The organism is Methylobacterium jeotgali (assembly GCF_022179345.1).
In the GTDB taxonomy this organism is placed as follows: domain Bacteria; phylum Pseudomonadota; class Alphaproteobacteria; order Rhizobiales; family Beijerinckiaceae; genus Methylobacterium; species Methylobacterium jeotgali.
Genome location: NZ_BPQR01000011.1, coordinates 19809 through 44946 on the forward strand (window position 1 = coordinate 19809; position 25138 = coordinate 44946).

Annotated in this window: 20 protein-coding genes; 8 read left to right on the forward strand and 12 right to left on the reverse strand. The window is 70.6% G+C overall.

What is annotated here, in order from left to right; genetic code table 11:
* Positions 1–25: 25 nt before the first annotated feature.
* Positions 26–1090 carry an acyltransferase family protein gene (locus tag MFF04_RS03595; RefSeq protein WP_238274097.1) on the forward strand — a complete coding sequence of 355 codons (1065 nt, stop codon included), beginning with the start codon at positions 26–28 and terminating at the stop codon, positions 1088–1090.
* On the opposite strand, the gene MFF04_RS03600 is transcribed toward MFF04_RS03595, so the two are convergent.
* The 6 genes from MFF04_RS03600 to rfbC form a co-directional block, all read right to left on the reverse strand.
* On the reverse strand, positions 1084–3504 hold the full coding sequence (locus MFF04_RS03600; RefSeq protein ID WP_238274098.1) for a penicillin-binding protein 1A: 2421 nt from the start codon (positions 3502–3504) through the stop codon (positions 1084–1086). The two genes, MFF04_RS03595 and MFF04_RS03600, sit on opposite strands and share 7 nt — an antisense overlap.
* Positions 3505–3644: 140 nt before the next feature.
* Positions 3645–4913 carry an N-acetylmuramoyl-L-alanine amidase gene (locus MFF04_RS03605; RefSeq protein WP_238274099.1) on the reverse strand — a complete coding sequence of 423 codons (1269 nt, stop codon included), beginning with the start codon at positions 4911–4913 and terminating at the stop codon, positions 3645–3647.
* Positions 4914–5052: 139 nt separating this feature from the next.
* Positions 5053–5925 (reverse strand): glucose-1-phosphate thymidylyltransferase RfbA, encoded by an 873-nt coding sequence (rfbA, locus tag MFF04_RS03610; RefSeq protein WP_238274100.1) that lies wholly within the window; start codon positions 5923–5925, stop codon positions 5053–5055.
* Positions 5926–5935: 10 nt separating this feature from the next.
* A complete protein-coding gene (rfbD, locus tag MFF04_RS03615) occupies positions 5936–6850 on the reverse strand; it encodes a dTDP-4-dehydrorhamnose reductase (RefSeq protein ID WP_238274101.1) in 915 nt (304 codons plus the stop codon).
* 5 nt (positions 6851–6855) lie between these two features.
* Positions 6856–7917 carry a dTDP-glucose 4,6-dehydratase gene (gene rfbB, locus MFF04_RS03620; protein ID WP_238274102.1) on the reverse strand — a complete coding sequence of 354 codons (1062 nt, stop codon included), beginning with the start codon at positions 7915–7917 and terminating at the stop codon, positions 6856–6858.
* A 32-nt stretch (positions 7918–7949) separates the two neighbouring features.
* A complete protein-coding gene (gene rfbC, locus MFF04_RS03625; RefSeq protein ID WP_238274103.1) occupies positions 7950–8501 on the reverse strand; it encodes a dTDP-4-dehydrorhamnose 3,5-epimerase in 552 nt (183 codons plus the stop codon).
* Between the two features lie 195 nt (positions 8502–8696).
* Between rfbC and MFF04_RS03630 the strand changes: the two genes are divergently transcribed.
* A complete protein-coding gene (locus tag MFF04_RS03630) occupies positions 8697–9350 on the forward strand; it encodes an ABC transporter ATP-binding protein (RefSeq protein WP_238274104.1) in 654 nt (217 codons plus the stop codon).
* Positions 9351–9453: 103 nt separating this feature from the next.
* A complete protein-coding gene (locus MFF04_RS03635; RefSeq protein ID WP_238274105.1) occupies positions 9454–10698 on the forward strand; it encodes a KpsE/RkpR family capsule polysaccharide export protein in 1245 nt (414 codons plus the stop codon).
* Positions 10699–10701: 3 nt separating this feature from the next.
* Here the strand turns inward: MFF04_RS03635 and MFF04_RS03640 are convergent, their stop codons facing one another.
* A complete protein-coding gene (locus MFF04_RS03640; protein ID WP_238274106.1) occupies positions 10702–11376 on the reverse strand; it encodes a general stress protein in 675 nt (224 codons plus the stop codon).
* Positions 11377–11531: 155 nt separating this feature from the next.
* Here MFF04_RS03640 and flhA point away from each other — a divergent pair, with 155 nt between their 5' ends.
* A complete protein-coding gene (flhA, locus tag MFF04_RS03645) occupies positions 11532–13670 on the forward strand; it encodes a flagellar biosynthesis protein FlhA (RefSeq protein WP_238274107.1) in 2139 nt (712 codons plus the stop codon).
* Positions 13671–13692: 22 nt separating this feature from the next.
* On the opposite strand, the gene MFF04_RS03650 is transcribed toward flhA, so the two are convergent.
* Together MFF04_RS03650 and ligA are read right to left on the reverse strand one after the other, a co-directional pair.
* Positions 13693–14601 (reverse strand): 3'-5' exonuclease, encoded by a 909-nt coding sequence (locus MFF04_RS03650; RefSeq protein WP_238274108.1) that lies wholly within the window; start codon positions 14599–14601, stop codon positions 13693–13695.
* A 64-nt stretch (positions 14602–14665) separates the two neighbouring features.
* Positions 14666–17101, reverse strand: coding sequence for an NAD-dependent DNA ligase LigA (gene ligA, locus MFF04_RS03655; protein ID WP_238274109.1), 2436 nt, complete (start codon positions 17099–17101; stop codon positions 14666–14668).
* Between the two features lie 165 nt (positions 17102–17266).
* Between ligA and msrQ the strand changes: the two genes are divergently transcribed.
* Both msrQ and MFF04_RS03665 read left to right on the forward strand, forming a co-directional pair.
* Positions 17267–18127 carry a protein-methionine-sulfoxide reductase heme-binding subunit MsrQ gene (gene msrQ / locus MFF04_RS03660; RefSeq protein ID WP_238274110.1) on the forward strand — a complete coding sequence of 287 codons (861 nt, stop codon included), beginning with the start codon at positions 17267–17269 and terminating at the stop codon, positions 18125–18127.
* A 64-nt stretch (positions 18128–18191) separates the two neighbouring features.
* Positions 18192–18503 (forward strand): hypothetical protein, encoded by a 312-nt coding sequence (locus MFF04_RS03665; protein WP_238274111.1) that lies wholly within the window; start codon positions 18192–18194, stop codon positions 18501–18503.
* A 59-nt stretch (positions 18504–18562) separates the two neighbouring features.
* Here the strand turns inward: MFF04_RS03665 and MFF04_RS03670 are convergent, their stop codons facing one another.
* On the reverse strand, positions 18563–20719 hold the full coding sequence (locus MFF04_RS03670) for a molybdopterin-containing oxidoreductase family protein (RefSeq protein WP_238274112.1): 2157 nt from the start codon (positions 20717–20719) through the stop codon (positions 18563–18565).
* A 277-nt stretch (positions 20720–20996) separates the two neighbouring features.
* Here MFF04_RS03670 and MFF04_RS03675 point away from each other — a divergent pair, with 277 nt between their 5' ends.
* On the forward strand, positions 20997–22010 hold the full coding sequence (locus tag MFF04_RS03675) for an adenosine kinase (protein ID WP_238274113.1): 1014 nt from the start codon (positions 20997–20999) through the stop codon (positions 22008–22010).
* 3 nt (positions 22011–22013) lie between these two features.
* Here the strand turns inward: MFF04_RS03675 and MFF04_RS03680 are convergent, their stop codons facing one another.
* Both MFF04_RS03680 and ubiG read right to left on the reverse strand, forming a co-directional pair.
* Positions 22014–22988 carry an NADPH:quinone oxidoreductase family protein gene (locus MFF04_RS03680; protein WP_238274114.1) on the reverse strand — a complete coding sequence of 325 codons (975 nt, stop codon included), beginning with the start codon at positions 22986–22988 and terminating at the stop codon, positions 22014–22016.
* Positions 22985–23734, reverse strand: coding sequence for a bifunctional 2-polyprenyl-6-hydroxyphenol methylase/3-demethylubiquinol 3-O-methyltransferase UbiG (gene ubiG, locus MFF04_RS03685; protein WP_238274115.1), 750 nt, complete (start codon positions 23732–23734; stop codon positions 22985–22987). Before ubiG ends, MFF04_RS03680 begins: the two co-directional genes overlap by 4 nt.
* Positions 23735–23898: 164 nt before the next feature.
* On the opposite strand from ubiG, the gene MFF04_RS03690 reads away from it, so the two are divergent.
* Positions 23899–25134, forward strand: a complete 1236-nt coding sequence (locus MFF04_RS03690) for an aspartate kinase (RefSeq protein ID WP_238274116.1) — start codon at positions 23899–23901, stop codon at positions 25132–25134.
* Positions 25135–25138 lie beyond the last annotated feature (4 nt).

Below are 25138 nucleotides of genomic sequence, written 5' to 3' on the forward strand. Positions count from 1 at the left end.
GCGCCAGCGCCGTCGCGGGCGGGCCATGACGCTCACGACCGGGCCGGAGCGGCGCCCGGTCCTCACCGTCCTCCAGGCCGGGCGCGCGGCGGCCGCCCTTGCCATCGTCGTCTACCACTCCGCCATCGCCACCCGCGACTTCGCCGGCGCGATCCCCGAGTCGGTCTTCCGCATCCTCGAATGCGGTACCTTCGGCGTCGATTTCTTCTTCGTCCTCAGCGGGTTCATCATCCTGCACGCGCACGGGGGCGATCCGCCGGGGGCCGCCGCCGCCCGGGCCTACGCCTGGAAGCGCGTCACGCGCATCTACGTGCCCTATCTGCCGGTCGCGCTGGCGCTCATCGGGCTCTACCTCGCCCTCCCCGGCCTCTCCGCCCGGACGCGGGAGTGGAGCCTCCTCACCTCGCTGACGCTCGTCCCGACCGGCGCTCCGCCGGCGCTCGCCGCCGCCTGGACGCTCGAGCACGAGATGATGTTCTACGTCCTGTTCCTGGCCTTCTTCCTGGCACGGCGCGCCTTCCCGGCCCTGATCGCGCTCTGGGTCGCGTCGATCCTCGTCGGGATCGGCCTCGGGCTCGAGACCTCCTACGCGGCGCCCTCGCCGCTCAGCATCCTGGCGCCGATCAACGCCGAGTTCGTGGCCGGAATGCTCGCCGCCCTGGCGGTGCCGCGCCTAGCCGGACGCCTTGCCCTCCCCTGCCTGCTGGCGGGGCTCGGCGGCATCGCCGCCTTCTTCGGTTTCGCGGTGGATCCCGCCGGGCCGGCGCGGATGGCCTTCGGCACGGCGGTGGCGCTCTGCGTCGCGGGTGCCGTCAGGCTGGAGATCGACGGCCGCCTCGGCGTGCCGGCCTGGGCGATCCTGCTCGGGAATGCGTCCTACGCGATCTACCTCGTCCACAACCCGCTGGCGTCACTGGGGGCCCGGATCGCGGCGCGCGTCGAGCCGCTGCGCTCCTGGCCCGCGAGCCTCGCGCTCTGCATCGGGCTCGGCGTCGCCGCGGGCCTCGTCTACCATCTGGCGTGGGAGAGGCCGGCGCTGGCCTGGCTGCGGCGGAGGGTCGGCCCCCGCCGCGAGGCACTGTCTCAGTAGAGGCCGCCGGCCTGGGCGGCCCGGTCCGCGTCGGCAGGTACCGCCGCCGGAGCGGAGGGCTGCGCGACGTAGGCGTCGGGCGGCGCCGTGCCGGGCTTGAACGCCTCCAGGATCGTGCCGCCGCCCTCGCCTGAACCAGCACGCATGCCGGAGGCGACGTTGACGCGGATCAGCTTGATGCCCGGCGGCACCCGGAACGGGGTCGGAGGCTTGTCCTTCAGCGCGTTCTTGAGGAAGTCGAGGGCGATCGGCGCGGCGAGGCCGCCGCCGGTCGCCCGGTCGCCGAGCGAGCGCGGCTTGTCGAAGCCGAGATAGACGCCGACGGCGAGATCCGGCGAGAAGCCCACGAACCAGGCGTCCTTGGCGTCGTTCGTGGTGCCCGTCTTGCCGGCCAGCGGCTTGCCGACCTGCTTCAGGATGGTGGCGGTGCCGCGCTGGACCACGCCCTCCATGATCGAGACCATCTGGTAGGCGGTGAGCGGATCGAGCACCTGCTCGGAATCGTCCACGAGCTTCGGCTCGTCCTGGCCCGACCACTTCTCCGCGTCGCAGCCGATGCACTTGCGGTTGTCGTGCCGGTAGATGGTCTCGCCGGTGCGGTCCTGGATGCGGTCGATCAGCGTCGGCCGGATGCGGCGACCGCCGTTGTCGAGCATCGAGTAGGCGGCGACCATGCGCATCACGGTGGTCTCGCCGGCGCCGAGCGACATCGGCAGCACCGGCAGCATGTCGTCGTAGACCCCGAAACGGCGAGCGTACTCGGCGATGAGCGGCATGCCGACATCCTTGGCGAGCCGCACCGTCATCAGGTTCTTCGAGTGCTCGATGCCGTAGCGGAGCGTGTGTGGGCCGCCGGCCTTGCCGTCGTAGTTCGAGGGCGTCCACGCCTCCTGGCCGGGCCCGGCCTCGATGGTGATCGGCGAGTCCTGCACGATGGAGGACGGGGTGTAGCCGTTGTCGAGCGCCGCCGAGTAGACGAGCGGCTTGAAGGAGGAGCCCGGCTGGCGCATCGCCTGCGTCGCCCGGTTGAATTCCGACTCGTCGAAGGAGAAGCCGCCGACCATGGCGTGCACGCGGCCCGTGTAGGGGTCCATGGCGACGATGGCGCCGGAGATCTCGGGCTTCTGCCGCAGGCGGAAGCTGCCCTTGCCGCCGTCGATGGCCTCGACATAGACCACGTCGCCGGGGCTGAGCGCCGCGGCCGCCGAGCGGCCGGTCCAGCGCAGGCCCTCGGCCGGGATCGTGCCGGTCTCGCGATCCTTCGAGACCTGGCCCGAGGCCTCGCGGCGGGGCTGGAGGCCGATCTGCGCGACGCCGCCCGCGGTGGAGAGCACCACGGCGAGGCGCCAGGGAGCGACGTCGCCGAGCGCGGGAACCTCGGCCACCGCCATGCCCCAGTCGCGGCCGGTGAGGTCGACCTTGCTCTGCGCTCCGCGCCAGCCGCGGGCCTGGTCGTAGCGGATCAGGCCGTCGACGAGCGCCTTGCGCGCCCAGGCCTGCATCTTCGGGTCGATGGTGGCGCGCACCGAGAGGCCGCCCTCGTAGAGCTTCTTCTCGCCGTAGCGCTCGGAGATCTCGCGGCGGACCTCCTCGGTGAAGTAGTTGGCGTTGGCCGCGTTCGGGAAGGCGATGCGCGGGTTGACGCCGAGGCCCTGCTTCTTGGCGGCCTCGGCCTCCTCGGCGGTGATGTAGCCGTTCTGGGCCATCAGGCCGATGATCTCGTTGCGCCGGGCGAGCGCCGCCTGGGTCTTGCGGTAGGGGTGGTAGTTGTTCGGGCCTTTCGGCAGCGCGGCGAGATAGGCTGCCTCGTTGATCGTCAGCTCGTGGACGGACTTGCCGAAATAGTCGAGCGCCGCCGCCGCGACGCCGTGCAGGTTGCGGCCCGGCACGATGGTGCCGAGGAAGATCTCGTTGAGGTACAGCTCAAGGATCTTGTCCTTCGAGTAGGCCGCCTCGATGCGCAGCGCGATGAGCGCTTCCTTGATCTTGCGGTCGTAGGTCTGCTCGTTCGACAGAAGGAAGTTCTTGGCGACCTGCTGCGTGATGGTCGAGGCACCCTGCTTCTTGCCGCTCTTGGCGTTGGTGAGGATCGCACGGACGATGCCCTCGGGGTCGATGCCGCCATGCTTGTAGAAGTTCTTGTCCTCCGCCGAGAGGAAGGCTGCGACGACGACCTTCGGCATCGCCTGGATCGGCAGGTAGAGGCGCCGCTCGCGGGCGTACTCGGCGAGCAGCGAGCCGTCAGAGGCGTGGACGCGGGTCATCACCGGCGGCTCGTAGTTGGCGAGCGCCGCGTGGTCGGGCAGATCCCGGCTGTACTTCCAGTAGAAGAACGCCCCGGCCGCCGCGAAGAGCACGAACAGCACGGCGCCCGCGCTGAACAGGAAGCCGAAGAAGCGAAGCACGAGGCGCATCGGGTGTCCGTCAGTCGGTTGATGCGGACATGTCCGCGATCCCGGCAGGGGGCTTCCTCGAACGGCGCGAGCGGCCTTGCCCCGAGGGGCTCACGGCAACGCGAACGAGGTCCGTTGATCGGCCCGTAACGACACCGCTTCTATGGTGAAACTGGGGCGATGGCCGCCGCCTTGCGCGGCGGTCCGGCCGGGCGGCCGAGGGTGGCGCGATTGGAGAAGAACAGGTCCACGGCCTTGGCCATGGCGCCCGTGACGCTCTCCCGCCAGGGCTGCGACTGGAGGAGGTCGAGGTCGCGCTTGCTCGAGAGGTAGCCGAGCTCGACCAGAACGCTCGGCACGTCGGGCGAGCGCAGCACCATGAAGCCCGCCTCGCGATGAGGCTTGGCGCTCATCTCCATCACCGGGCCGATCTGGCCCATCAGGCTGCGGGCGAAGCCCGCGGAGAAGCCGCGGGTCTCGCGCAGCATCAGTTCCTGGAGGATGTCGGTGACGTCGGTCGGCGGCGCCACGCTGTCGGTTCCGGCGGCGGAGTCGGCCTTGTTCTCGCGCTCGGCGAGCCGGGCGGATTCGGCGTCGGTCGCCTTCTCGGAGCCCGTGTAGATCGTCGCTCCGCGGACCTGGGGGGCGGACGAGATCGAATCCGCGTGGATCGAGATGAACAGGTCGGCCTTGGCCTCGCGGGCGATGCGGACGCGCTCGGCGAGCGGCACGAACACGTCCCGGTCGCGAGTCATGCGCACCCGGTAGCGGCCGCCTGTCTCGAGCCGCGCCGCGAGCGCCTGGGCGAAGCCGAAGACGATGTCCTTCTCGAACACGCCCGTGCTGGCGATGGCGCCGGGATCAGTGCCGCCGTGGCCGGCATCGACCATGATGAGGGGGCGCGAATCGGCGGGCTCCGGGCTCTCCGCCTTGCGCGGAACCGGCGCCGGGTCGCTGGCGACGGCGGCCTTGCGGAACGCCTCGCGGTCGGCGCGCTGCAACTCGATCGTCAGCAGGTGCGCTCCGTCGCGGGGACGCGCCACGGTCTCGATGCGCGCCACCGTGGCAGGACCCGCGAGGTCGACCACGACCCGCGAGCGGCCCGGCGCGAACAGGCCGTAGCGGAAGGACTGGATCAGGCCCTCGCGCCGCCGGCCCGACTCCGCCTCGACCTGGAAGTTCACCTCGGCGAGGTCGATGACCACCCGGTCCGGCCGCTCCATCACGAAGGCGCGCGCCTCGACGGGCTTCGACAGGGTGAAGGTCAGCTTCGTCGCGCCGCCCTGGCTCGACACGTCGGCGGCGATGGCGACGGCGGCATTGCGGTTGCGCTCGCCGTCCTGCGCGCCGGCCGGCAGGGCGCAGGCGAGGCCGATCGCGGTCGCGAGCGTTGCGAGGAGGACGCGGAGCGGGCGAGCGCGTGTCGGCATCGTCAGGCGGCCGTCTCCCGTTGCCTTCGGCCCTTGTCGAAGGGGCCTTAGGCTCTAGGGCATAGGAGCCACATGGTTAACCGCCGGTTTCCGGCCGAGGTTGCCTCGAACGCCCACTGTGGCTCTCGCGCGACAGCGCTCAGACGGCGTCCCGCGCCAGCCGGAGCAGGTTCTGCCCGTAGGCGGTCTTGGCGAAGAGCTCGCCGCGGGCGACGAGCTGGGCGCGGTCGATGAAGCCCTGCTCGAAGGCGATCTCCTCCAGGCAGGCGACCTGAAGCCCCTGCCGGTGCTGGAGGGTGCGCACGAACTCGGACGCCTCGAGCAGGCTGTCATGGGTGCCGGTATCGAGCCAGGCGTAGCCCCGGCTCATGCGCTCGACATGCAGCTGGCCCTGCTGGAGATAGGCCTCGTTGACCGAGGTGATCTCCAACTCGCCGCGCGCCGAGGGCTTCACCGCAGCGGCGATGTCGAGGACGCGGTTGTCGTAGAAGTAGAGGCCGGTGACCGCCCAGGTCGACTCGGGCTCCTTCGGCTTCTCGACGATCTTCGTCGCCCTCCCGTCCTTGTCGAGGGAGACGACGCCGTAGGCCTGCGGATTCTCGACGTGGTAGGCGAAGACCGTGGCGCCCTGCCTGCGCGACACGGCGCGGGCGAGGAGGTCGCTCATGCCGGCGCCGAAGAACAGGTTGTCGCCGAGGATCAGCGCCACCGGGTCCGAGCCCACGAACTCGCGTCCGATGATGAAGGCCTGCGCCAGCCCCTCCGGCTTCGGCTGCACCGCGTAGGAGAAAGAGAGGCCGAACTGCTCGCCGGTGCCGAACAGGCGGCGGTAGTTGTCGAGGTGCTCGGGCGTCGAGATGACCAGGATCTCGCGGATGCCGGCGAGCATCAGCACCGAGACCGGATAGTAGATCATCGGCTTGTCGTAGACCGGCAGGAGCTGCTTGTTGATCGACAGCGTCGCCGGGTGGAGCCGCGTGCCGGAGCCGCCGGCCAGGATGATGCCCTTCATGCTCTGAACCCTACGCTCCGACGCCACCGACCTGACCCATGTCCCGGACCGGACCCAGGAGACGGTCGAGGATGTCCTCCAGCGCCTCCGGCCACGGCCGTAGGCTGATCGCGAAGGATTGCGTCAGGCTCGTGGTATCGAGGCGGGAATTCGCCGGCCGCCGGGCCGGCGTCGGGTAGGCCGACGTCGGGATGCCGTCGACCGGCACCGAGCGGCCGCCCCGCCTGGCGCCCCCGGCGACGATGGCGCGGGCGAAGCCGCACCAGGTCGTCTCGCCGCCGTTGACGGCGTGGAAGGTGCCGGTCGGCGCCTCCGGATCGCGGGCGAGATGCAGCGCGACCTCGGCCAGCGCCGCCGCAAGATCGGCGGCCGAGGTCGGGCAGCCGTGCTGATCGTCGACGACGCTGAGGCGGTCGCGCTCGTTGGCCAGCCGCAGCATCGTCTTGACGAAGTTGCCCCGGTGCGGGCTCACCACCCAGGCAGTGCGCAGGATGGCGTGGCGGGGGTTGGCCGTCCGCACCGCCATCTCGCCCGCCGCCTTGCTCGCGCCGTAGACGCTCTGCGGGGCGATCGGCGCGTCGGAAGCGTAGGCGCCCTCCCCCGAGCCGTCGAAGACGTAGTCCGTCGAGACGTGGACCAGGGGAATGCCGGTCTTCGCCGTCGCGGCGGCGAGGAGGGCGGGCGCGAGCGCGTTCAGCGCCCAAGCCGCGCCGACCTCGCTCTCCGCCTTGTCGACGGCGGTGTAGGCGGCTGCGTTGATCACTGCCGCCCAGGGCCTGCCGGCGATGGCCTCCGAGACCGCCGCCTCGTCGGTGATGTCGAGGGCGGCGCGCTCCGGGGCATGGACCTGCACGCTCTCGGGCCAGGCGAGCGCCCGCAACTCCGTGCCGACCTGCCCGCCGCCGCCGAGGACGAGGATGTCCATCCGCCTCAGCCCGCCTTGGCCGAGCCGAGGCCGAGGCGCTCGCCACTGTAGCGGCCCTCGCGGATCGGCCGCCACCAGGACTCGTTGTCGAGATACCACCGCACCGTGTCCTCGAGCGCCTGCTCGAAGCTCCGGGACGGCCTGTAGCCGACCTCGGCCTCCGCTTTCGACGGATCGATGGCGTAGCGGCGGTCGTGGCCGGGCCGGTCGGCGACGAAGGTGATGAGCCGCTCGTGCGGAGCGTGCTCGGGCCGCAGCCGGTCAAAGGCCGCGCAGAGCGCCTTCACCACCGCGAGGTTGTTGCGCACCGAGCGCCCGCCGAGCAGATAGGTCTCGCCGACCCGGCCCCGCTCCAGCACCGCGACGAGGCCGCTTGCGTGGTCCTCGACATGGATCCAGTCGCGCTCGTTCAGGCCGTCGCCGTAGACCGGCAGAGGCTTGCCCTCCAGCGCGTTGAGGATCATCAGCGGGATTAGCTTCTCGGGGAAGTGGCGCGGCCCGTAGTTGTTCGAGCAGTTCGTCACCAGCACCGGCAGGCCGTAGGTCTCGTGCCAAGCCCGCGCCAGATGGTCGGAGCCGGCCTTCGAGGCCGAGTAGGGCGAGCGCGGATCGTAGCGGCTCGCCTCGGTGAAGAAGCCGCCCGGCGGCAGCGAGCCGTAGACCTCGTCCGTGGAGACGTGGAGGAAGCGGAAGGCCTCACGCTCAGCCCCCTCGAGGGACGACCAGTGCCGGCGGGCCGCCTCCAGCATCACCTGCGTGCCGACGACGTTGGTGCGAATGAAGGCGCCGGGGCCGGTGATCGAGCGGTCGACATGGCTCTCGGCGGCCAGATGCATCACCGCCTGCGGCCGGGCGGCGGCGAAGGCCTCCTCGACGGCCTGGGCGTCGCAGATGTCCGCCTGCACGAAGCGGTGGCGCGGGTTGCCTTCGAGGGGGCGCAGCGAGATCGGGTTGGCCGCATAGGTCAGCGCATCGAGGGTGGTCACCTCGTGCCCAAGATCCTCCACGAGATGCAGGACCAGCGCGGATCCGATGAACCCGCAGCCCCCCGTCACGATGATGCGCATGGGCGCTCCCTGTCTGGAATGATGGGCGCCTTCTAGAACAGGTCCGGCTGATTGCCGAGGGTCGGCGCCCGGCGGTCCTTGTCGGACAGGTGCGCCTCCTCGGGCTTGAGCGGCCAGGCGATCCCGATCTCGGGGTCGTTCCAGAGCATGCTGCGGTCGTGGGCGGGGCTGTAGTAGGCGTCGACCTTGTAGGCGACCATCGTGTCCGGCTCGAGGGTGCAGAAGCCGTGGGCGAAGCCCGCCGGGATGAGGAGCTGCTCGCCGCCGGCCGCGTCGAGGCGCAAGGCGACGTGATGCCCGAAGGTCGGCGAGGCGCGGCGGATGTCGACGGCGACGTCCAGGATGGCGCCGGAGATCACCCGCACGAGCTTCGTCTGCGCGGCCGGGGCGATCTGGAAGTGCAGGCCCCGGATGGTGCCGGCGGGCTTCGTGAGGGACTGGTTGTCCTGCACGAAGGCGATCTCGAAGCCGGCCCGCGCCAGCATGTCCGCCCGGTAGACCTCCGAGAACCAGCCCCGATCGTCGCCGTGGCGAGTGGGGATGATCCGCTTCACGGCCGGAATGGCCGTATCGATCACCTGCATCGGCCGCACTCCACGATTTGCGGGATCGTCGCACCCCGCCGATCCCGTTACATCGGGCAGTCGGGGCCGGCCGGCAATTTGTCAAGCAATGCGAACTGCCGAAACCCAACGGGCGGCCGTACGCGTCATCCTCAGATTCGCCGCTTTCCCGCGGCAAGGCCGTCGAACGGGTCAATCCTCCCTGGAGCGCCGCCAGTGATCCGGTTCGAGAACGTCACCAAGATCTACCGCACCGACGGCCATCGCCGCACAATCCTGGAACGCGTGTCGCTCACCCTGAAGCCGGGCATCAGCTACGGCATCCTGGGGATCAACGGCGCCGGCAAGTCCACGACCATGCGGCTCATCGGCGGCACCGAGGAGCCGACGAGCGGCCGCATCAAGCGAGGCCTGCGCGTGTCCTGGCCGCTGGGCTTCGCCGGCGGATTCCACCCGATGATGACGGGCCGCGACAACGTCATCTTCGTGGCGCGCATCTACGGCGAGAACCCGAAGCGCGTGCTTGAGTTCGTCGAGGACTTCTCGGAGCTCGGCAGCTATCTCGACGTGCCGATCCGAACCTACTCCTCCGGTATGGGCCAGCGCCTCGCCTTCGGCATGAGCATGGCGATCCCGTTCGACTGCTACCTCATCGACGAGGTGACGGCGGTCGGCGACTCGCGCTTCCAGAAGCGCTGCGTCGAGGCGTTCTCGGCCCGGCGCGAGAACGCGGACGTCATCATGGTCTCGCACGACATGGAGACGATCCGCACCTGGTGCACGCAGGGCGTCGTGCTCCTCAACGGCCGCGCGATCATCTACGAGGACGTGAACGACGCCATCGAGGTCTACCGGCGGCTGAACGCCTGAGACGCGGGATCAGGACACGGTTTCGCCGCCAGCGCGTGTCAGGCGGCTCTCGCGGGGCCGGCGCGCCTTCCCCGCCGAGCGGGAAGGATGGACGACAGGATCGATGAACGCCGAGATCCGCAATCCTCAGGGACAGCCGCTGACGACGGCCGACCGCTCGGCCGCGGTGGCCGAATCCCTGCGCCAGATCGCCCGCGTCTCCCGTTTCGCGGACCGCAAGAAGGGCATCCGCTCCTATCAGAGCCACGTGAAGAGCGACCCCTGGGTGCCGGTGCTCTTCGTCGTGTGCTTCCTGATCCCGGCGCTGGCCGGCGCGGTCTACTACGGCCTGATCGCCTCCGACCGCTACGTCACCGAGGCGCGCTTCGCCCTGCGTCCGGCCCTCGGCTCCTCGGAGAAGGCGTCGCCCGAGCAGGTCGGGACCAACGCGGGCTCTCCGAGCCACGCCATGGTGGCGCAGGACACGCTGATCACCTACGCCTACATCCACAGCCGCGCGATGATCGAGGCCGTCTCGGCCAAGATTCCGTTGCGGGAGATCTTCAGCCGCAGCAGCATCGACTATCTGTCCCGCTTCGACGCCAGCGAGCCGATCGAGATCCTCGCCAAGTACTGGCGCAACCGGGTCACGACGGAGGTGGAGGCGGGCTCGGGCTTCATCACCCTCACCGTCAACGCCTTCGATGCGGCCGAGTCCCTCGCCATCACCCAGGCCATCATCGCCGAGGCCGAGCGGATGGTGAACGCGCTGAGCACCACGGCCCGCAACGATGCGCTCGCCGAGAGCACCCGGGAGCTCAAGCTCGCCGAGGACCGCATGACGCGCATCCGCCTCGCCGTGCGCGACCTGCGCAACCGCGACGGCGTGCTCGACGCTCAGAAGACCAATGATTCCAATCTCAAGGTCGTCGGCGAATTGCGCGCGAACCGCATCAAGCTCGCCGTCGATCTCACGATGTCGCAGCGCGACCTCGGGCCGGAATCGCGCCGCATCCTCGACCTCAAGGCACAGATCAAGGACATCGACGAGAACATCGCCCGCATCGAGCGGGCCTCGGCCAGCGTCGATCCGGAGCAGAAGCGGCTCCTGTCCGACGCGCTGACGCGGTTCGAGGCGCTCGACAACGAGCGCAAGGACGCGGAGAAATACTATGCGAAGGTGCTTGCCGCGAGCGAGCGCGCCCGCATCATGGCCGCCCGTCAGGTCGAGTTCTTCAACCTCGTCGTGACCCCGGTGCTCGCCGAGTCCTCGCAGCAGCCCCGGCGCCTGCTCATGACGAGCCTGATCGCGGCGGGCGGCGCCGTGCTGTTCGCCGCCGCCCTGTTCGCGCGCAAGCAGATGGTCTGAGCCTCAGCGGCGGGTCACCGTCTCGCCGGGAAGCAGCGTCGTCCCGGTCTCGGTGTCGAGGCCGGTCGTGGTGGAGGCCGCCGCGCCGATGGCCTGCGATCCGACCTCGTCGGTCGCCGGCCGGGCCGTGGCCGTCCCGCCGGTCCATCCCGTCGCACGCCAGTTCTCGGCGCGCTCGTCGAGATCGATGGAGCCGTGCCGGTCGAGGACCGCCAGCGCCCGGTCGGCGCGATCCTCTTCGACGCGGGCCGAAACCAGGGTGCCGCCCCGGCGCACGCCCTCGGCATAGGCCTCCGCTTCCGCCTCGCTCAGGCCCGCTCCGGTCAGCGCGCCGAGAAGCCCTCCGGCGGCCGCGCCGAGTCCCGCGCCCGTTACCGTGGCGACGAGCCAGCCGGCCGCCACCACGGGCCCGACTCCGGGAATGGCGAGGGCGCCGAGGCCGGCGAGCAGTCCCGCGCCCCCTCCGATCACCGTGCCCAGCGTGGCGCCGACCCCGGCGCCGTCCGCCGCCTCGCCGCCCGGCCGCTCGACGGAGCCCGCGCGCTCGGAGGTCGATGCATCGTCCCTCGCGACGATCGAGATGTCGGCATGCGGAATGCCCTCCGCCTCGAGCCGGTCGACCGCGGCGGCGGCGCGCTCGTAATCGTCGAACAGGGCGGTGATGGTGCGTGTGGCCAAGGCCCTCTCCTCTTCGGATGCTCTCGGTCAAGCGAGGCGCACGGGGTTGGTTCCGGCCCGCGTTAACCCTCCGCTAACCGTACGGGCGGCAAATCTTGCCGGGTGCCGCGCGTCTCGCGCGGAGCGCCGCGTGCGCGAGAGGATGCTGCCCCGAGATGGCTGAGACGGCGACCGGGCGGAGCGTCGGCGGAGCGTTCCCGAGCTTCTCCTCGTTCCAGATGCCGACCCGCGACAGCCTTCAGGCGCTGTCGAAGCGCTCGGACCTGTTCTTCGCGACCGCGGTCATGGGCATCCTCACGGTGCTCATCTTCCCGCTACCGGCGATCCTGCTCGACCTGCTGCTCGCGGTCTCGATCATCATGTCGGTCCTCATCATGATGACCGGCCTGTTCATCGACAATCCGCTCGAGTTCACGGTCTTCCCGACGCTGCTCCTCATCGCCACGATGCTGCGGCTGGCGCTGAACCTCGCCTCCACCCGCCTCATCCTCGGCCACGGTCACGAGGGCACGGCGGCGGCCGGCCACGTCATCGAGGCCTTCGGCAACTTCGTGATGGGCGGCAACTTCGTCATCGGGATCATCGTGTTCGCGATCCTGATCATCGTGAACTTCGTCGTCATCACGAAGGGCTCGGGCCGCATCGCCGAGGTCGCGGCCCGCTTCACCCTCGACGCCATGCCCGGCAAGCAGATGGCGATCGACGCCGACCTCTCGGCGGGGCTCATCGACGAGAAGACGGCCAAGGCGCGGCGCTCGGCGCTCGAGGAGGAATCGTCCTTCTTCGGCGCCATGGACGGCGCCTCGAAGTTCGTGCGCGGCGATGCCATCGCGGCGCTCCTGATCACCTTCATCAACGTGGTCGGCGGCATCATCATCGGCGTCGCCCAGCAGGGCATGCCGTTCGCGGGCGCCGCCAAGACCTACACGCTCCTCACCATCGGCGACGGTCTCGCCTCGCAGGTGCCGGCGCTGATCGTCTCGACGGCGGCCGGCATCCTCGTCTCGAAGGCGGGCGTGAAGGGCTCCGCCGACAAGGCGCTCGGCAAACAGCTCGCCGCCTACCCGAAGGCGCTCGGCATGTCGGCGGGTGTCATGGTGCTGATCGCGCTCCTGCCCGGGATGCCGATGCTGCCCTTCCTGCTGCTTGGAGCGGGCTCCGGCTACGCGGCCTGGCGCATCGCCAAGACCGCCAAGGAGGCGCCCGTGCTCGATGCGGACGGCGCGCCGGTTGCACCGGGCGCCGCGGCGGCCCCGAAGGAGGAGACCGTCACGGACCTCCTCAAGCTCGACGATCTCAAGCTCGAGATGGGCTACGCGCTCCTCGCGCTCGTCAACGGCGAGGGCCAGGACCGGCTCACCGAGCAGATCAAGGCGCTCCGCCGCCAGCTCGCCGCCGACCTCGGCTTCGTGATGCCCTCCGTGCGCATCCTCGACAACGTGCAGCTCGACGCCAACGCCTACGTGGTGCGGGTGAAGGAGATCGAGGCCGGCACGGGCCAGATCTTCCCCGGCCAGTTCATGGCCATGGACCCGATGGGGGGCCAGGTGCAGCTTCCCGGCCAGCACATGCTGGAGCCGACCTTCGGGCTGCCCGCCACCTGGATCGATGCGTCGCTGCGCGATCAGGCGCAGCTCAAGGGCTACACCGTGGTGGATGCGGCGACCGTGGTCTCGACGCACCTCACCGAGATCATCAAGGCGCACGTCTCCGAGCTCCTCAACCATGTCGAGGTACAGAAGCTGCTCCGCGAGCTGCCGAAGGAGCACGGCGACCTCCTCAAGGAGGTGGTGCCGAGCCAGATCTCGACCACCGGCGTGCAGCGGGTGCTCCAGTTCCTGCTGGCGGAGCGGGTCTCGATCCGCGACCTCGGCGCCATCGTGGAGGGCATCGCCGAGGTGGCGGGTGCCGTGAAGAACCCCCGCGACATCGTCGAGCACGTGCGTGCCCGCCTCGGCCGCCAGATCTGCGCGCAGTACCAGGGCATGGACGGCACGCTGCCGATCATCACGATGTCGCCGGCCTGGGAGCAGGCCTTCCTCGACTCGATCGTCGGCGAGCGCGAGGAGCGCTACCTCGCCATGCAGCCCTCGAAGCTGACCGAGTTTGTCAACACCGTCCGCGACCGCTTCGAGACGGCCGCCAAGATGGGCGAGATGCCCGTGCTCGTGACCTCGCAGCAGACGCGGCCCTTCGTACGCTCGATCATCGAGCGCTTCCGCCGCGAGACGCCGGTGATGAGCCAGGCCGAGATCCACCCGCGGGCGCGCCTGCGAACGGTGGGCTCGGTCTGATCCCTCCGGAACGACCCCGGGATCAGGCCGCCCGGCGCAGCCGCTCGGGCAGGATGCGGTGGCCGTCGGGCGCCGCCTCGATCAGGCGGCGCAGCCGCTCGACATCGGCGTGGTTGTCCGAGAGCAGGTCGGTCACGTCGCCGTCGAGGATCGCGTCGACGTGCCGGCAGCGGCGGCCGTTGCGGCCGGCCTGACAGGAACAGCGCAGGTAGAGGCCCGTCACGCGCGGCTCCGAGCGGACGGCGTAGCGGTTGCCGGTGCTGCCGCGGATGGTGAAGGCGATCTCTTTCGGCGCGGCGGACCCACGGGCCGCCCGGGCGGCGGCGACGGCGCGGCCGGTCACCCCGTCGGGCCGGGCGCCATAGGGCGGCGGCGCGGCCGGAACGGCCGTCGCCGGCATGGCCAGCGCGTGGGTGAGACCGAGCACGCTGCCGGCGTCGAGCGCGCGGACCGCGGCGAGCGCGATCTCGGCGCAGGCATAGGCATCCTCGCCGGCATCGTGGTGCTGGAAGCGGATGCCGAGGCGCCGGGCGACCTTGCCGAGCCCGCAGCCCTCCGGGTCCGGGAAGACCTGCCGGGCGATCCGCACGGTGCAGAGATAGGCGAGCGCCGGGGTCGGCAACCCGTAGGCGGCGAGCGATGCGCGCAGCACGCCGATGTCGAAGGTGGCGTTGTGGGCGAGGATCAGCCCCTGCGCGAGGTCCGGCAGGAACTCGGCCATCGCCTCGGGAAAGGTCGGGGCGTCGCGCACATCCGCCGGCAGGATGCCGTGGACGCGGATGTTGCCCGGCGAGAAGCGCATCTCCGGCGGCCGGATCAGGCGGGACTCCCGCCGCACCACCCGGTCGCCCTCGATCCAGGCGAGGCCGACCGCACAGGCGCTGTCGCGCCGCTCGTTGGCCGTCTCGAAGTCGAGGGCGAGGACCGTCATGCTTCCCGCGTCCGGGCGCAGGAGCCGCGCCCGCGCCCAGGTCTATGGCCGGCGGACTCGCCGTTCAAGAGTCGGCGACGAGGGCCAGCCATTCGTCTTCCGTGACGACCTTCACCTTGTGGCGCTCGGCGTCCTTGAGCTTCGAGCCGGCGCCGGGACCCGCGATGACGAGATCGGTCTTGGCCGAGACCGAGCCCGAGACCTTCGCCCCGAGCCGCTCGGCGGTGGCCTTGGCCTCGTTGCGGGTCATCTTCTCCAGCGTGCCGGTGAAGACGAGCGTCTTGCCCGCGAAGGCGGCCGTGGAGGAGCCCGCCTCGATCGGCTCCACCGTGACCTCGGCGAGCAGGCGCTCCACGGCCTCCCGGTTGTGAGGCTCGGCGAAGAAGGCGATCAGGTTCTCGGCGGCGACGGGGCCGACCTCGCTGTCGTCGGCGATGAGGTGGTAGCCCTCCCCCGGCCGCTGCGCCGCCGCTCGCGCGATGGCCTCTCGGGCGGCGTCCGCGCTGCCGTAGTGGTTGACGAGGCTCTCGCGCTGGACGCTCGTCAGGCGAACGCGGACGGCCTCACCTTCCCCGGCCGCTTCTTCCTCCGACGGGAAGCCGCTCTCCACGAGCCGGTCGCGAGTGGTCGGGCCGATCCTCGGAATGCCGGACAGCTCCAGCCAATCCTTGCCGCCCTCGGATGCGGCCGCCGCCTCGATCGCCGCCATCAGCGCCGGCATGTCGCGAAAGCGCTTGGCCAGCGCCTTCGAGGTCGATTCGCCGATGTGGCGGATGCCGAGCGCGAACAGGAAGCGGTTCATCGGCAGGTACCGCCGCGCCTCGACGGAGGCGAGGAGGTTGCGGATCGCCTTGTCCTCGTCCTCGCCCTTCTTCTTGGCCTTCTTCGGCGCCGCCTCGCCCTCCGCGCGCTTGGCGGCCGAGAGCGCTTCACGCCGGGCGACGATCGCCGCCTTCAGCGGCTCGAACTCCAGCCGGAACAGGTCCGCCGGCTGCTTTACGAGCCCGGCCTCGAACAGGACCTCGATGTAGGTCTGGCCGAAGCCTTCGAGATCGAAGGCGTTGCGGGAGACGAAGTGCTTCAGGCGCTCCAGGCTCTGGGCCGGGCAGATCAGGCCGCCGGTGCAGCGGCGCACCGCATCGAGACGGCCGGTGCGGGGGTTGATCTCGCGTACCGCCCGGCTGCCGCAGGCGGGGCAGGTCTCGGGAAAGGCGTAAGGCGCTGAATCGGCCGGGCGCTTGTCGAGCACCACGTCCATCACCTTCGGGATCACGTCGCCCGCCCGCTGCACCGTCACGGTGTCGCCGACGCGGATGTCGCGGCCCTCGCGGATCGGCTCGCCGTCGCCGCCGACGCCCTGGACGTAGCCTTCGTTGTGGAGCGTCGCGTTCGAGACGACGACGCCGCCGACCGTCACCGGGCGCAGGCGCGCGAGCGGGTTGAGGGAGCCGGTGCGCCCGACATTGATGTCGATGGCTTCCAGCACCGTCACTGCCGTCTCGGCGGCGAACTTGTGGGCGAGCGCCCAGCGGGGGCTGCGGGAGACGAAGCCGAGGCGCTTCTGGAGCCCGAGATCGTCCACCTTGTAGACGACGCCGTCGATGTCGTAGCCGAGCCCGGCCCGGTCGGCCTCGATGGCGCGGTAGTGGGCGAGCATCGCCGCCGCGTCCGCGCAGACGACGGTGCGGTCGTTGACCGGCAGGCCCCAGCGGCGGAAACGCTCCAGCACCTGCGACTGCCGGTCTTCGAAGGGGGGATCGACCTCGCCCCAGGCGTAGGCGAAGAATCGCAGTGGGCGCGAGGCCGTCACGGAGGGGTCGAGCTGGCGCAGGGAGCCTGCGGCGGCGTTGCGCGGGTTGGCGAAGAGCGGCTTGCCGGCCGCCTCCTGCCGGGCGTTGATCGCGGCGAAATCCGCATGCGACAGGTAGACCTCGCCGCGGACCTCGCAGACCGGGGGCACGTCGTCGCCGTCGAGACGCTGCGGGATGTCGCCGACCTCGCGGGCGTTGGCCGTGACGTTCTCGCCGACCGTGCCGTCGCCGCGGGTGGCGGCCGTGACGAGCGCGCCGTTCTCGTAGCGCAGCGACAGCGACAGCCCGTCGATCTTCGGCTCGGCGGTGAAGGCGAGCTCCTTGTCCTCCGGCCAGTTCAGGAAGCGGCGGACGCGGGCGACGAACTCTTCGACCTCCGCGTCGGCGAAGGCGTTGCCGAGCGAGAGCATCGGCACCGCGTGGCGCACCTTGCCGAAGCTCTCCGAGGGCTTGGCGCCGACCGAGGCGCTCGCGGGGCCGGTGCCGGCGAGATCGGGGAAGCGTTCCTCGATCCCCTCCAGTTCACGCCGCAGCCGGTCGTACTCGGCGTCGGTCATGATCGGATCGTCGTGGCCGTGATAGGCGGCGTCGGCCTCCGCGATCGAGGCCGAGAGGGCGGCGTGGCGCGCCCGCGCCTCGGTGTCGTCGCGGTCCTCCGGCGGAGCGGTCTCGGTGTCGGGTACGGCCATGTCTCTCGCGGATTCTCTGTCTCGGACGACGCCGGACCCTAGCGGAGGCCGGTAAAGGAGAACATCCGCGCGGCTGGAGGGGCGTAACCGGCGGCCCGCCGCCGGCGAAGTGCCGCATGCGGTCGGGACATCGAACGGCGAGCGGCCGCGATCGTTGGAGAGCGCATGGTTCCGAGGACGCTTCCCCTGCCCTGGCTCGACCGCGCCGGCCGGCTCTCGCCGCTGAAGCTCGCGGTGTTCCTGGCGATCCTGGCGCCGGGAATCTACCTCGCCGGGGCCTACTCCGCCGACCGGCTCGGGGCGAAGCCGATCACCGCGCTGCTGCACGGCACCGGCGAGTGGACCATCCGGTTCCTGCTTGCCTCCCTCGCCGTCACGCCGCTCCGGCGGGTCGCGAACTGGCCGAAGCTCATCCTGGTGCGGCGGATGCTCGGGCTCGGGGCGCTCGCCTACGCAGCGATCCACCTCGCGCTCTACATCGTCGACCAGAACTTCGTGCTGACGAAGGTCGTCTCCGAGATCGTGCTGCGCTTCTACCTGACGATCGGCTTCGTGGCGCTGCTGGGCCTCCTCGCCCTCGGGCTGACCTCGACGGACGAGGCCGTGCGCCGGATGGGACCGCGCTGGCGCCTGCTGCACCGGCTCGTCTACACGATCACGGCGCTCGGGATGCTGCACTACTTCCTGCAGTCGAAGATCGACGTCTCCGACCCGGTGTTCTGGACGGGGCTGTTCCTGCTGCTGATGGGCTGGCGCATCCTGCAGCGCTTCGGCGTACCGAGCCGGCCGCTGCCGCTTCTCGCGCTCGCTCTCGGCACGGCGCTGGCGACAGCGCTTCTGGAGGCTGCCTGGTACGGCCTGGCGAGCGGCGTGCCGGCCTCGCTCGTGCTCTCGGCCAATCTCGACTTCTCCGGGGTGGTCCGACCGGCCTGGTGGGTGCTCGGCGTCGGGCTGCTCCTGCCGCTCGCGAGCCTGCTGCGTCCGATGCCCGTTCGATCGCCGCCGCGCGCCGTCCCGGCCGCGTAGCGCGGCGCGCTTGTGCGCCGGCCTGCGAGGCGGCAGAACCGGGCACCTTCGGGAGGCCCTGTCCATGCGCCGCTCTGCTTTGCTGCTGATCCTGTCGCTCGCCCCGCTGCCCGCAGCGGCGCAGTGCGTGAAGCCCGAGCCGCCGCCCGTCGAGGGCAAGCCGGCGCGCCCAGCCTTGCCGGCGAAGCCCGCCTGCCTCGACGCCAAGGGCGGCTGCCCCGGCTGGGAGGCCTACAGCTACAACGACGCCGTGAAGGCCTACAACCTCCAGCTCCAGGCCTTCCAGCCGCTCGCCCAGGCCTACGTGCAGAAGCTCAACGCCTACGTGAAGGCGAGTGGCGACTACGCCCAGTGCGAGGTGAAGACGCTCCAGTAGGGCGACGGCGGGAGCGGCCCCGACGGATACGGCCGCCCCCGCCTCGGCAGGCGTCGCGCTCAGTTCGCGTGCGAGACCTCGACGAGGTTGTCCGAGAACGAGGGCGCGTGCCCCATGTCGGTGAAGGCCGCGGAGGAGATGCTGTTGACCGTGCCCTCGTTGAGCTGGCGCCAGTAGCCGAGGGTCGCGACCACGACCCCGTGCCGCACGTCCTCCGTCACCCGCGCCACGCCCTTGAAGGCGCCACGGCCATTCGCGACCTGGACGCGGTCGCCGTCGATGATGCCGCGTGCCGCCGCGTCCTGCGGGCTGATCATCACGAACTGCTCGCCCTGGCCCTTCTGCTTGTCCTCCATGTTCGCGTAGCAGGAGTTCAGGAAGTAGTGGCTCTTGGGCGAGACGATGTTGAGCGGGAAGCGCTTGGCCAGCTCCGGATCGGCGGTGTGCGACTCGCAGGCACCGACGTAGTCGGGCAGCGGATCGAGCGCCTCGCCCGGCTGGAAGCCCTCGTACATCTGCCGGAACGGCGGCGCGACGAAGTTCGTCGCGCCCTCGACCTTGAGCATGCATTTTCCGGTCGGCGTCGGGAAGTTGCCCTCCCGATGCGGGGCCCGATCATCCGGCGTGCCGACCTTGAGACGGGCGAAGCCGTGCTCGCGCATGTAGGCCAGATCGTAGCCCTCGCAGGCGGGCGCGTTCCAGTCGACGTAGTGCTCCAGGCACTCCGAGTCGGTCCACTTGAAGTTCTCTTCCTCGAAACCGAGCCTCGCGGCGAGGCGGCGGAAGATCTCGTTGTTCGGGATGGCCTCGCCGGGCGCCTCCGCGCACTTGGTGTTGTAGGTCAGGTAGAGGTGCCCCCAGGAGAGGATCATGTCCTCCATCTCCGCGCCCATCGCCGCCGGCAGCAGGATGTCGGCGTAGGAGGCGGTGTCCGAGACGAAGTGCTCGGCCGAGACCATGAACAGGTCCTCGCGCATCAGCCCCTCGACGATCTTGTCCGTCTCGGGCGCCTGCGTGACGGGGTTCGAGTTCCAGCACATCATCGACATAATGGGCGGATCGAGCGGCATCTCGCCGGTTAGCGCGCGGCCGATCTGCAGGTTCGAGATGACGCGGGTCCCTTCCGGGATCAGGTCGGGACGGCACATCACGTCGAACCTGTAGGGATGCTCCCAGACCGGGAACTGGGTGACGCCGCCGCCGACATGGCGCCAAGCGCCGGTGAGCGCCGGGATGCAGGTCACCGCCCGGATGGTCTGGCCGCCTCCGAAGTGCCGCTCCAGCGCGACGCCCATGCGGATGCCCACCGGCTGGGCCGTCGCCATCTCGTAGGCGAGCTTGCGGATGTCCGCGGCCGGGACGCCGGTGATGCCCTCGGCCCACTCGGGCGTGCGCGCGGCGGCCCGCTCCTTCAGCTCCTCGAAGCCGACCGTGTGGCTGTCGACGTAATCCTGGTCGACGAGGCCCTGCTCGATGATCGAATTGATGAGCGCCATGGCCAGCGCCCCGTCCGTGCCGGGCTTGGGGCAGATGTGCCAGTCGGCGCCCTTGGCGGTGCGCGAGGCGTAGGCGTCGATGACGACGACCTTCGCGCCCTTCTTTTGGGCGTCCTTCACGATGGCCCAGTGATGCAGGTTCGTGCTGACGCTGTTGCAGGCCCAGATGACGATGTACTTCGAGTGGATGTAGCTCTCGGGGTCGAGCCCGGCGGTCGGGCCGACCGTCAGCAGCCAGGCCGTGCAGGAGCCCTCGCCGCAGAAGGTCCGCTCGGTGACGGTCGCGCCGAGCCGGTTGAAGAAGGCGTCGCCGCCGTTCAGGCCGTGCACGAGGCCCTGGTTGCCGAGATAGCTGTAGGGAACGATGGCCTGCGGGCCGTGCTGGTCGATGATCGCCTTCCAGCGGGTGACGATCGTGTCGAGCGCCTCGTCCCAGGTGATGCGCTCGAACTGCTTCGAGCCTTTCGGGCCGACCCGCTTCATCGGGTAGAGCAGCCGATCCGGGTGATAGTGGCGCTTCTCGTAGTCTTTCAGCTTCACGCAGAGACCGCCGCGGGTCATGGGATGAACGGGATTACCGCGCACGCTGAGCAGCGCGCCGTCCTTGACCTCGAAGAGCATCGAGCAGGTGTCGGGGCAGTCGTGCGGGCAGGCGCCGAAGAAGGTCCCCGAGGCGGCTCCGCTCTCGAAGAGGGCCTTGGGGTCGACGATCTCGTTCATGCGTTCCTCCCTGAGAAACCCGCGGCTTGTCATTATTTTTCATGCCGCGGGGCCCGATCGGTCGGAGCGTAGATAATAAGAAAAAAAATTCCAAGCTGGACTTCTGTGCAACGCGCGCGCTCCCGACGACGGCCGACCCGCTATCGCGGACGTTCGATGGCGCTCATGCTCCGTCACGCGACGACACGAGCCGCCGAAGCCCTCGCTTCGCCCTCGGCTTGACCCTCGGACCGACCGATGCCACAGGCCCGGCGATCCGCCGGAGCCCGACAACCGCATGAGCGCACCCCTCGACCTTCTCGTCCTCGGCAACGCGATCGTCGACGTGATCGCCCGGACGGACGACGCCTTCCTGTCCGCGCAAGGATTGGCCAAGGGCGCGATGCAGCTCATCGACGAGCCCCGCGCGGAGGACCTGTTCCAGGCGATGGGTCCGGCGACCATCGTCTCCGGCGGCTCGGGGGCCAACACCGCGGTCGGCGCGGCGCTGCTCGGAGCACGGACCGGCTTCGTCGGCAAGGTGCGGGAGGACGACGTCGGCGGACTCTTCGCCCACGACCTCAAGGCGACGGGTGTGCGCTTCGACGTGCCGCCCGCCAAGGAGGGCCCCGCCACCGCCCGCTGCTTCGTGCTGGTGACGCCCGACGGCGAGCGCACCATGAACACCTATCTCGGCGCCTGCCAGGGCCTGTCGCCGGCCGACGTCGACGAGGCGACCACCGCCAGCGCCCGCGTCGTCTACCTCGAGGGCTACCTCTGGGACCCGCCGGCGGCCAAGGATGCCTTCCGCAAGGCCGTGAAGATCGCCCACGGGGCGGGCAACGCCGTGGCGCTGACCCTCTCCGACGCCTTCTGCGTCGGCCGCTACCGGGACGAGTTCCTCGCCCTGATCCGCGACGGCAGCGTCGACATCCTGTTTGCCAACATCGGCGAACTGAAGAGCCTCTACGAGACCGAGGATGCCGAGGAGGCCATCAAGGCGCTGCGCGACGAGCGCGACGCCCGCGGCCGGCACCTGCTCGGCCTCGTCACCCGCTCGGAGCAAGGCTCCATCGTCGTGAAGGGCGGCGAGGTCCGCTCCGTCGAGGCCTCGCCCGTGCGCGAGGTGGTCGACACCACCGGAGCGGGAGATCTCTTCGCCGCGGGCTTCCTCGCCGGCCAGGCGCGGGGGCTCGACTACGTGACCTGCGCCAAGCTCGGCTCGCTCGCCGCGGCGGAGGTCATTCAGCATATCGGCGCCCGGCCGCAGAGCGACCTCGTGGCGCTGGCGCGTGAGCGCGGGCTGCTCTGAGCCTCAGGGCCGCAGCAGCACCTTGCCCACCGCCTCCCTGCGGCTGAGGAGGCCGAGCGCCTCCTCGTAGGCGTCGAGCGGGTAGGTGCCGTGGATGCGTACCGTCAGGCGCCCCTCCGCTGCCCAGGCGAGCAGGCGGCGCTGGTTGTCCTGATGGGCGGCGCGCTCGCGCTCCACGAAGGCGCCCCAGTGCACGCCCTGCACGTCGACACCCTTGAGCATCACCACGTTGAGCGGCAGCTTCGGGATGTCGCCGGCCGCGAAGCCGATCACCAGGAAGCGGCCCTTCCAGGCGAGTGCCCGCAGCGCCGGCTCGGCGTAGGGACCGCCGACCGCGTCGTAGACGACGTCGACCCCCTCCCCGCCCGTCAGCGCCTTCAGGTCGTCGCGCAGGGTGACCGGGTCGTAGACGAGCGTCTCTGCCGCGCCGTGATCGCGGGCGACGGCGAGCTTCTCCTCGGACGAGGCGCAGGCGATGACGCGCGCGCCCATCAGCAGGCCGAGCTCCACCGCCGCGAGCCCGACCCCGCCGGAGGCGCCGAGCACCGCCAGCATCTCGCCGGGCTGGAGCGCGGCCCGGTCGCGGAGCGCGTGGAGCGTGGTGCCGTAGGTGATGCTCAGCCCGGCCGCCTGCTCGTCGCTCACGCCCTCGGGCACGGGCGTGAGACGATCGGCCGGGACCACGATCCGCTCCCGGCAGGTGCCGTAGGTGACGTGGACCACGACACGCTCGCCGACCGTCAAGCCCTCGACGCCCTCCCCCAGAGCCTCGACCACGCCGCAGGCCTCGCCGCCGGGCGAGAAGGGCAGCTCCGGCTTCACCTGATAGCGCCCGGCGATGATCAGCGTGTCGAAGAAGTTGAGCGCCGCCACGGTGATGCGCACCAGCGCCTCGCCGGGGCCGGGCACCGCATCGGGCAGGGTCTCGACGGCGAGGTCCTCGGCCCCGCCGAGGCGCGTGCAGAGCAGCGCCCTCACCGGGACGCCTCCGGGCGCTCGGCACGGAGCATGTAGTTCACGCCCGTGTCGCGGCTGCGGCGCCAGCCGTCGTCGAGGGGCGTGTAGACGACGCCCGTCGTCTCGGTGACGGAGAGCCCCGCGGATTCGAGGTCGGCGGTCAGCTCGGCGGGCGTCACGAACTTCTCCCAGTCGTGGGTGCCCCTCGGCAGCCAGCGCAGCACATACTCGGCGCCGACGATGGCGAGCGCGAAGGAGCGCAGCGTCCGGTTGATCGTCGCCGCGAACAGCAGGCCGCCGGGCCGCACCGCCTCCGCCGCCGCGCGGAGGAACGCCGCCCGGTCGGCGACGTGCTCGACCACCTCCATGGCGAGCACGATGTCGAAGCGCTCCCCGCCCGCGACCACGGCCTCGATGGTCTCGCCCCGGTAGTCGATCGCCAGCCCTGCCTCCTCGGAGTGGGCGCGGGCGACGGCGAGATTGCCCGCGGCCGGCTCCAGGCCCGTCACCCGCGCCCCGAGCCGGGCGAGCGGCTCCGAGAGCACACCGCCGCCGCAGCCGATATCCACGACGGTGAGGCCGTCGAGGGCGAAGGGCGTGGCCGGGTCGCGCCGGAAATGCGCGCAGGCGGCGTCGCGGATGTAGGCGAGCCGCACCGGGTTGAAGCGGTGTAGCACCCGCATCGGCCCGCGCTCGTCCCACCAGCGAGCGGAGAGCGCGTCGAAGCGGGCGACCTCGGTGCGGTCGATCGTTGAGGTTGCGGTCATGCCGGTTCCGGGGCGCGCGGGCCCGCTCCGTTGACAGGGTGTGGCGCCCCTTGTACCCGCCCACCTCGGGTCCGGTAAGCCGCTCTCGCGCTCGCCGGCCGCTCTTCGCGCATCGTGCCTCGCCGTCGGGGCAGGCCCTGGAAACGGATCGAAGCGGACGCGACATGCCCCGTTTGGTGATGAAGTTCGGCGGGACCTCCGTCGCCAATGTGGATCGCATCCGCAACGTCGCCCGGCACGTGGCCCGCGAGGTCGCCGCCGGCTACGAGGTCGCCGTGGTGGTCTCGGCCATGTCCGGCAAGACCAACGAGCTCGTGGACTGGGTCAAGGACGCCAACGCCCTCTACGATTCCGCCGAGTACGACGCCGTGGTCGCCTCCGGCGAGCAGGTCACGTCGGGGTTGCTCGCCATCGCGCTCCAGAAGGACGGCATCAAGGCCCGCTCCTGGCAGGGCTGGCAGATCCCGATCGAGACCTCCGACGCCCACGGCTCGGCCCGCATCGCCGGCATCGATCCGGCGAACCTGAACGAGGGCTTCGCCCGCGGCGAGGTTGCGGTGATCTCCGGCTTCCAGGGCGTGCACGGGCCGACCGGGCGGATCGCCACCCTCGGACGCGGCGGCTCCGACACCAGCGCCGTGGCGGTGGCGGCGGCGATCGGCGCCGAGCGCTGCGACATCTACACGGACGTCGACGGCGTCTACACCACCGACCCGCGCGTGGTGCCGAAGGCGAAGCGCATGGACCGCGTGACCTTCGAGGAGATGCTGGAGATGGCCTCGCTGGGGGCCAAGGTGCTCCAGGTCCGCTCCGTCGAGCTCGCCATGGTGCACCGGGTGCCGACGACGGTGCGCTCCTCCTTCGATCCCCCCGACGCGGCGCGGCCGGGCACCCTCATCTGCGGCGAGGAAGACATCGTGGAACAGCAGATCATCACCGGCATCGCCTTCGCCCGCGACGAGGCGCAGATCACGCTCCGCGGCGTCAAGGACAGCCCCGGCATCGCCGCGGCCATCTTCGGCCCGCTCGCCGATGCCAGCATCAACGTCGACATGATCATCCAGACGGTCTCGGGCGACCAGTCGACCACGGACATGACCTTCACGGTGCCGGCGGCCGACTACCAGCGCGCCCGCGCCGTGCTCGACGGCCAGCGCGAGCACATCTCCTTCGGCCAGATCGAGGGCGCCACGGACGTGGTGAAGGTCTCCGCCATCGGCGTCGGCATGAGGAGCCACGCGGGCGTCGCCGCCAAGGCGTTCCGGGCGCTGGCGGAGAAGGGGATCAACATCCGCGCCATCACCACCTCGGAGATCAAGTTCTCCGTGCTCATCGACGCCGCCTATACCGAGCTTGCCGTGCGCACGCTCCACTCGCTATACGGCCTCGATCAGGCTTGAGCCG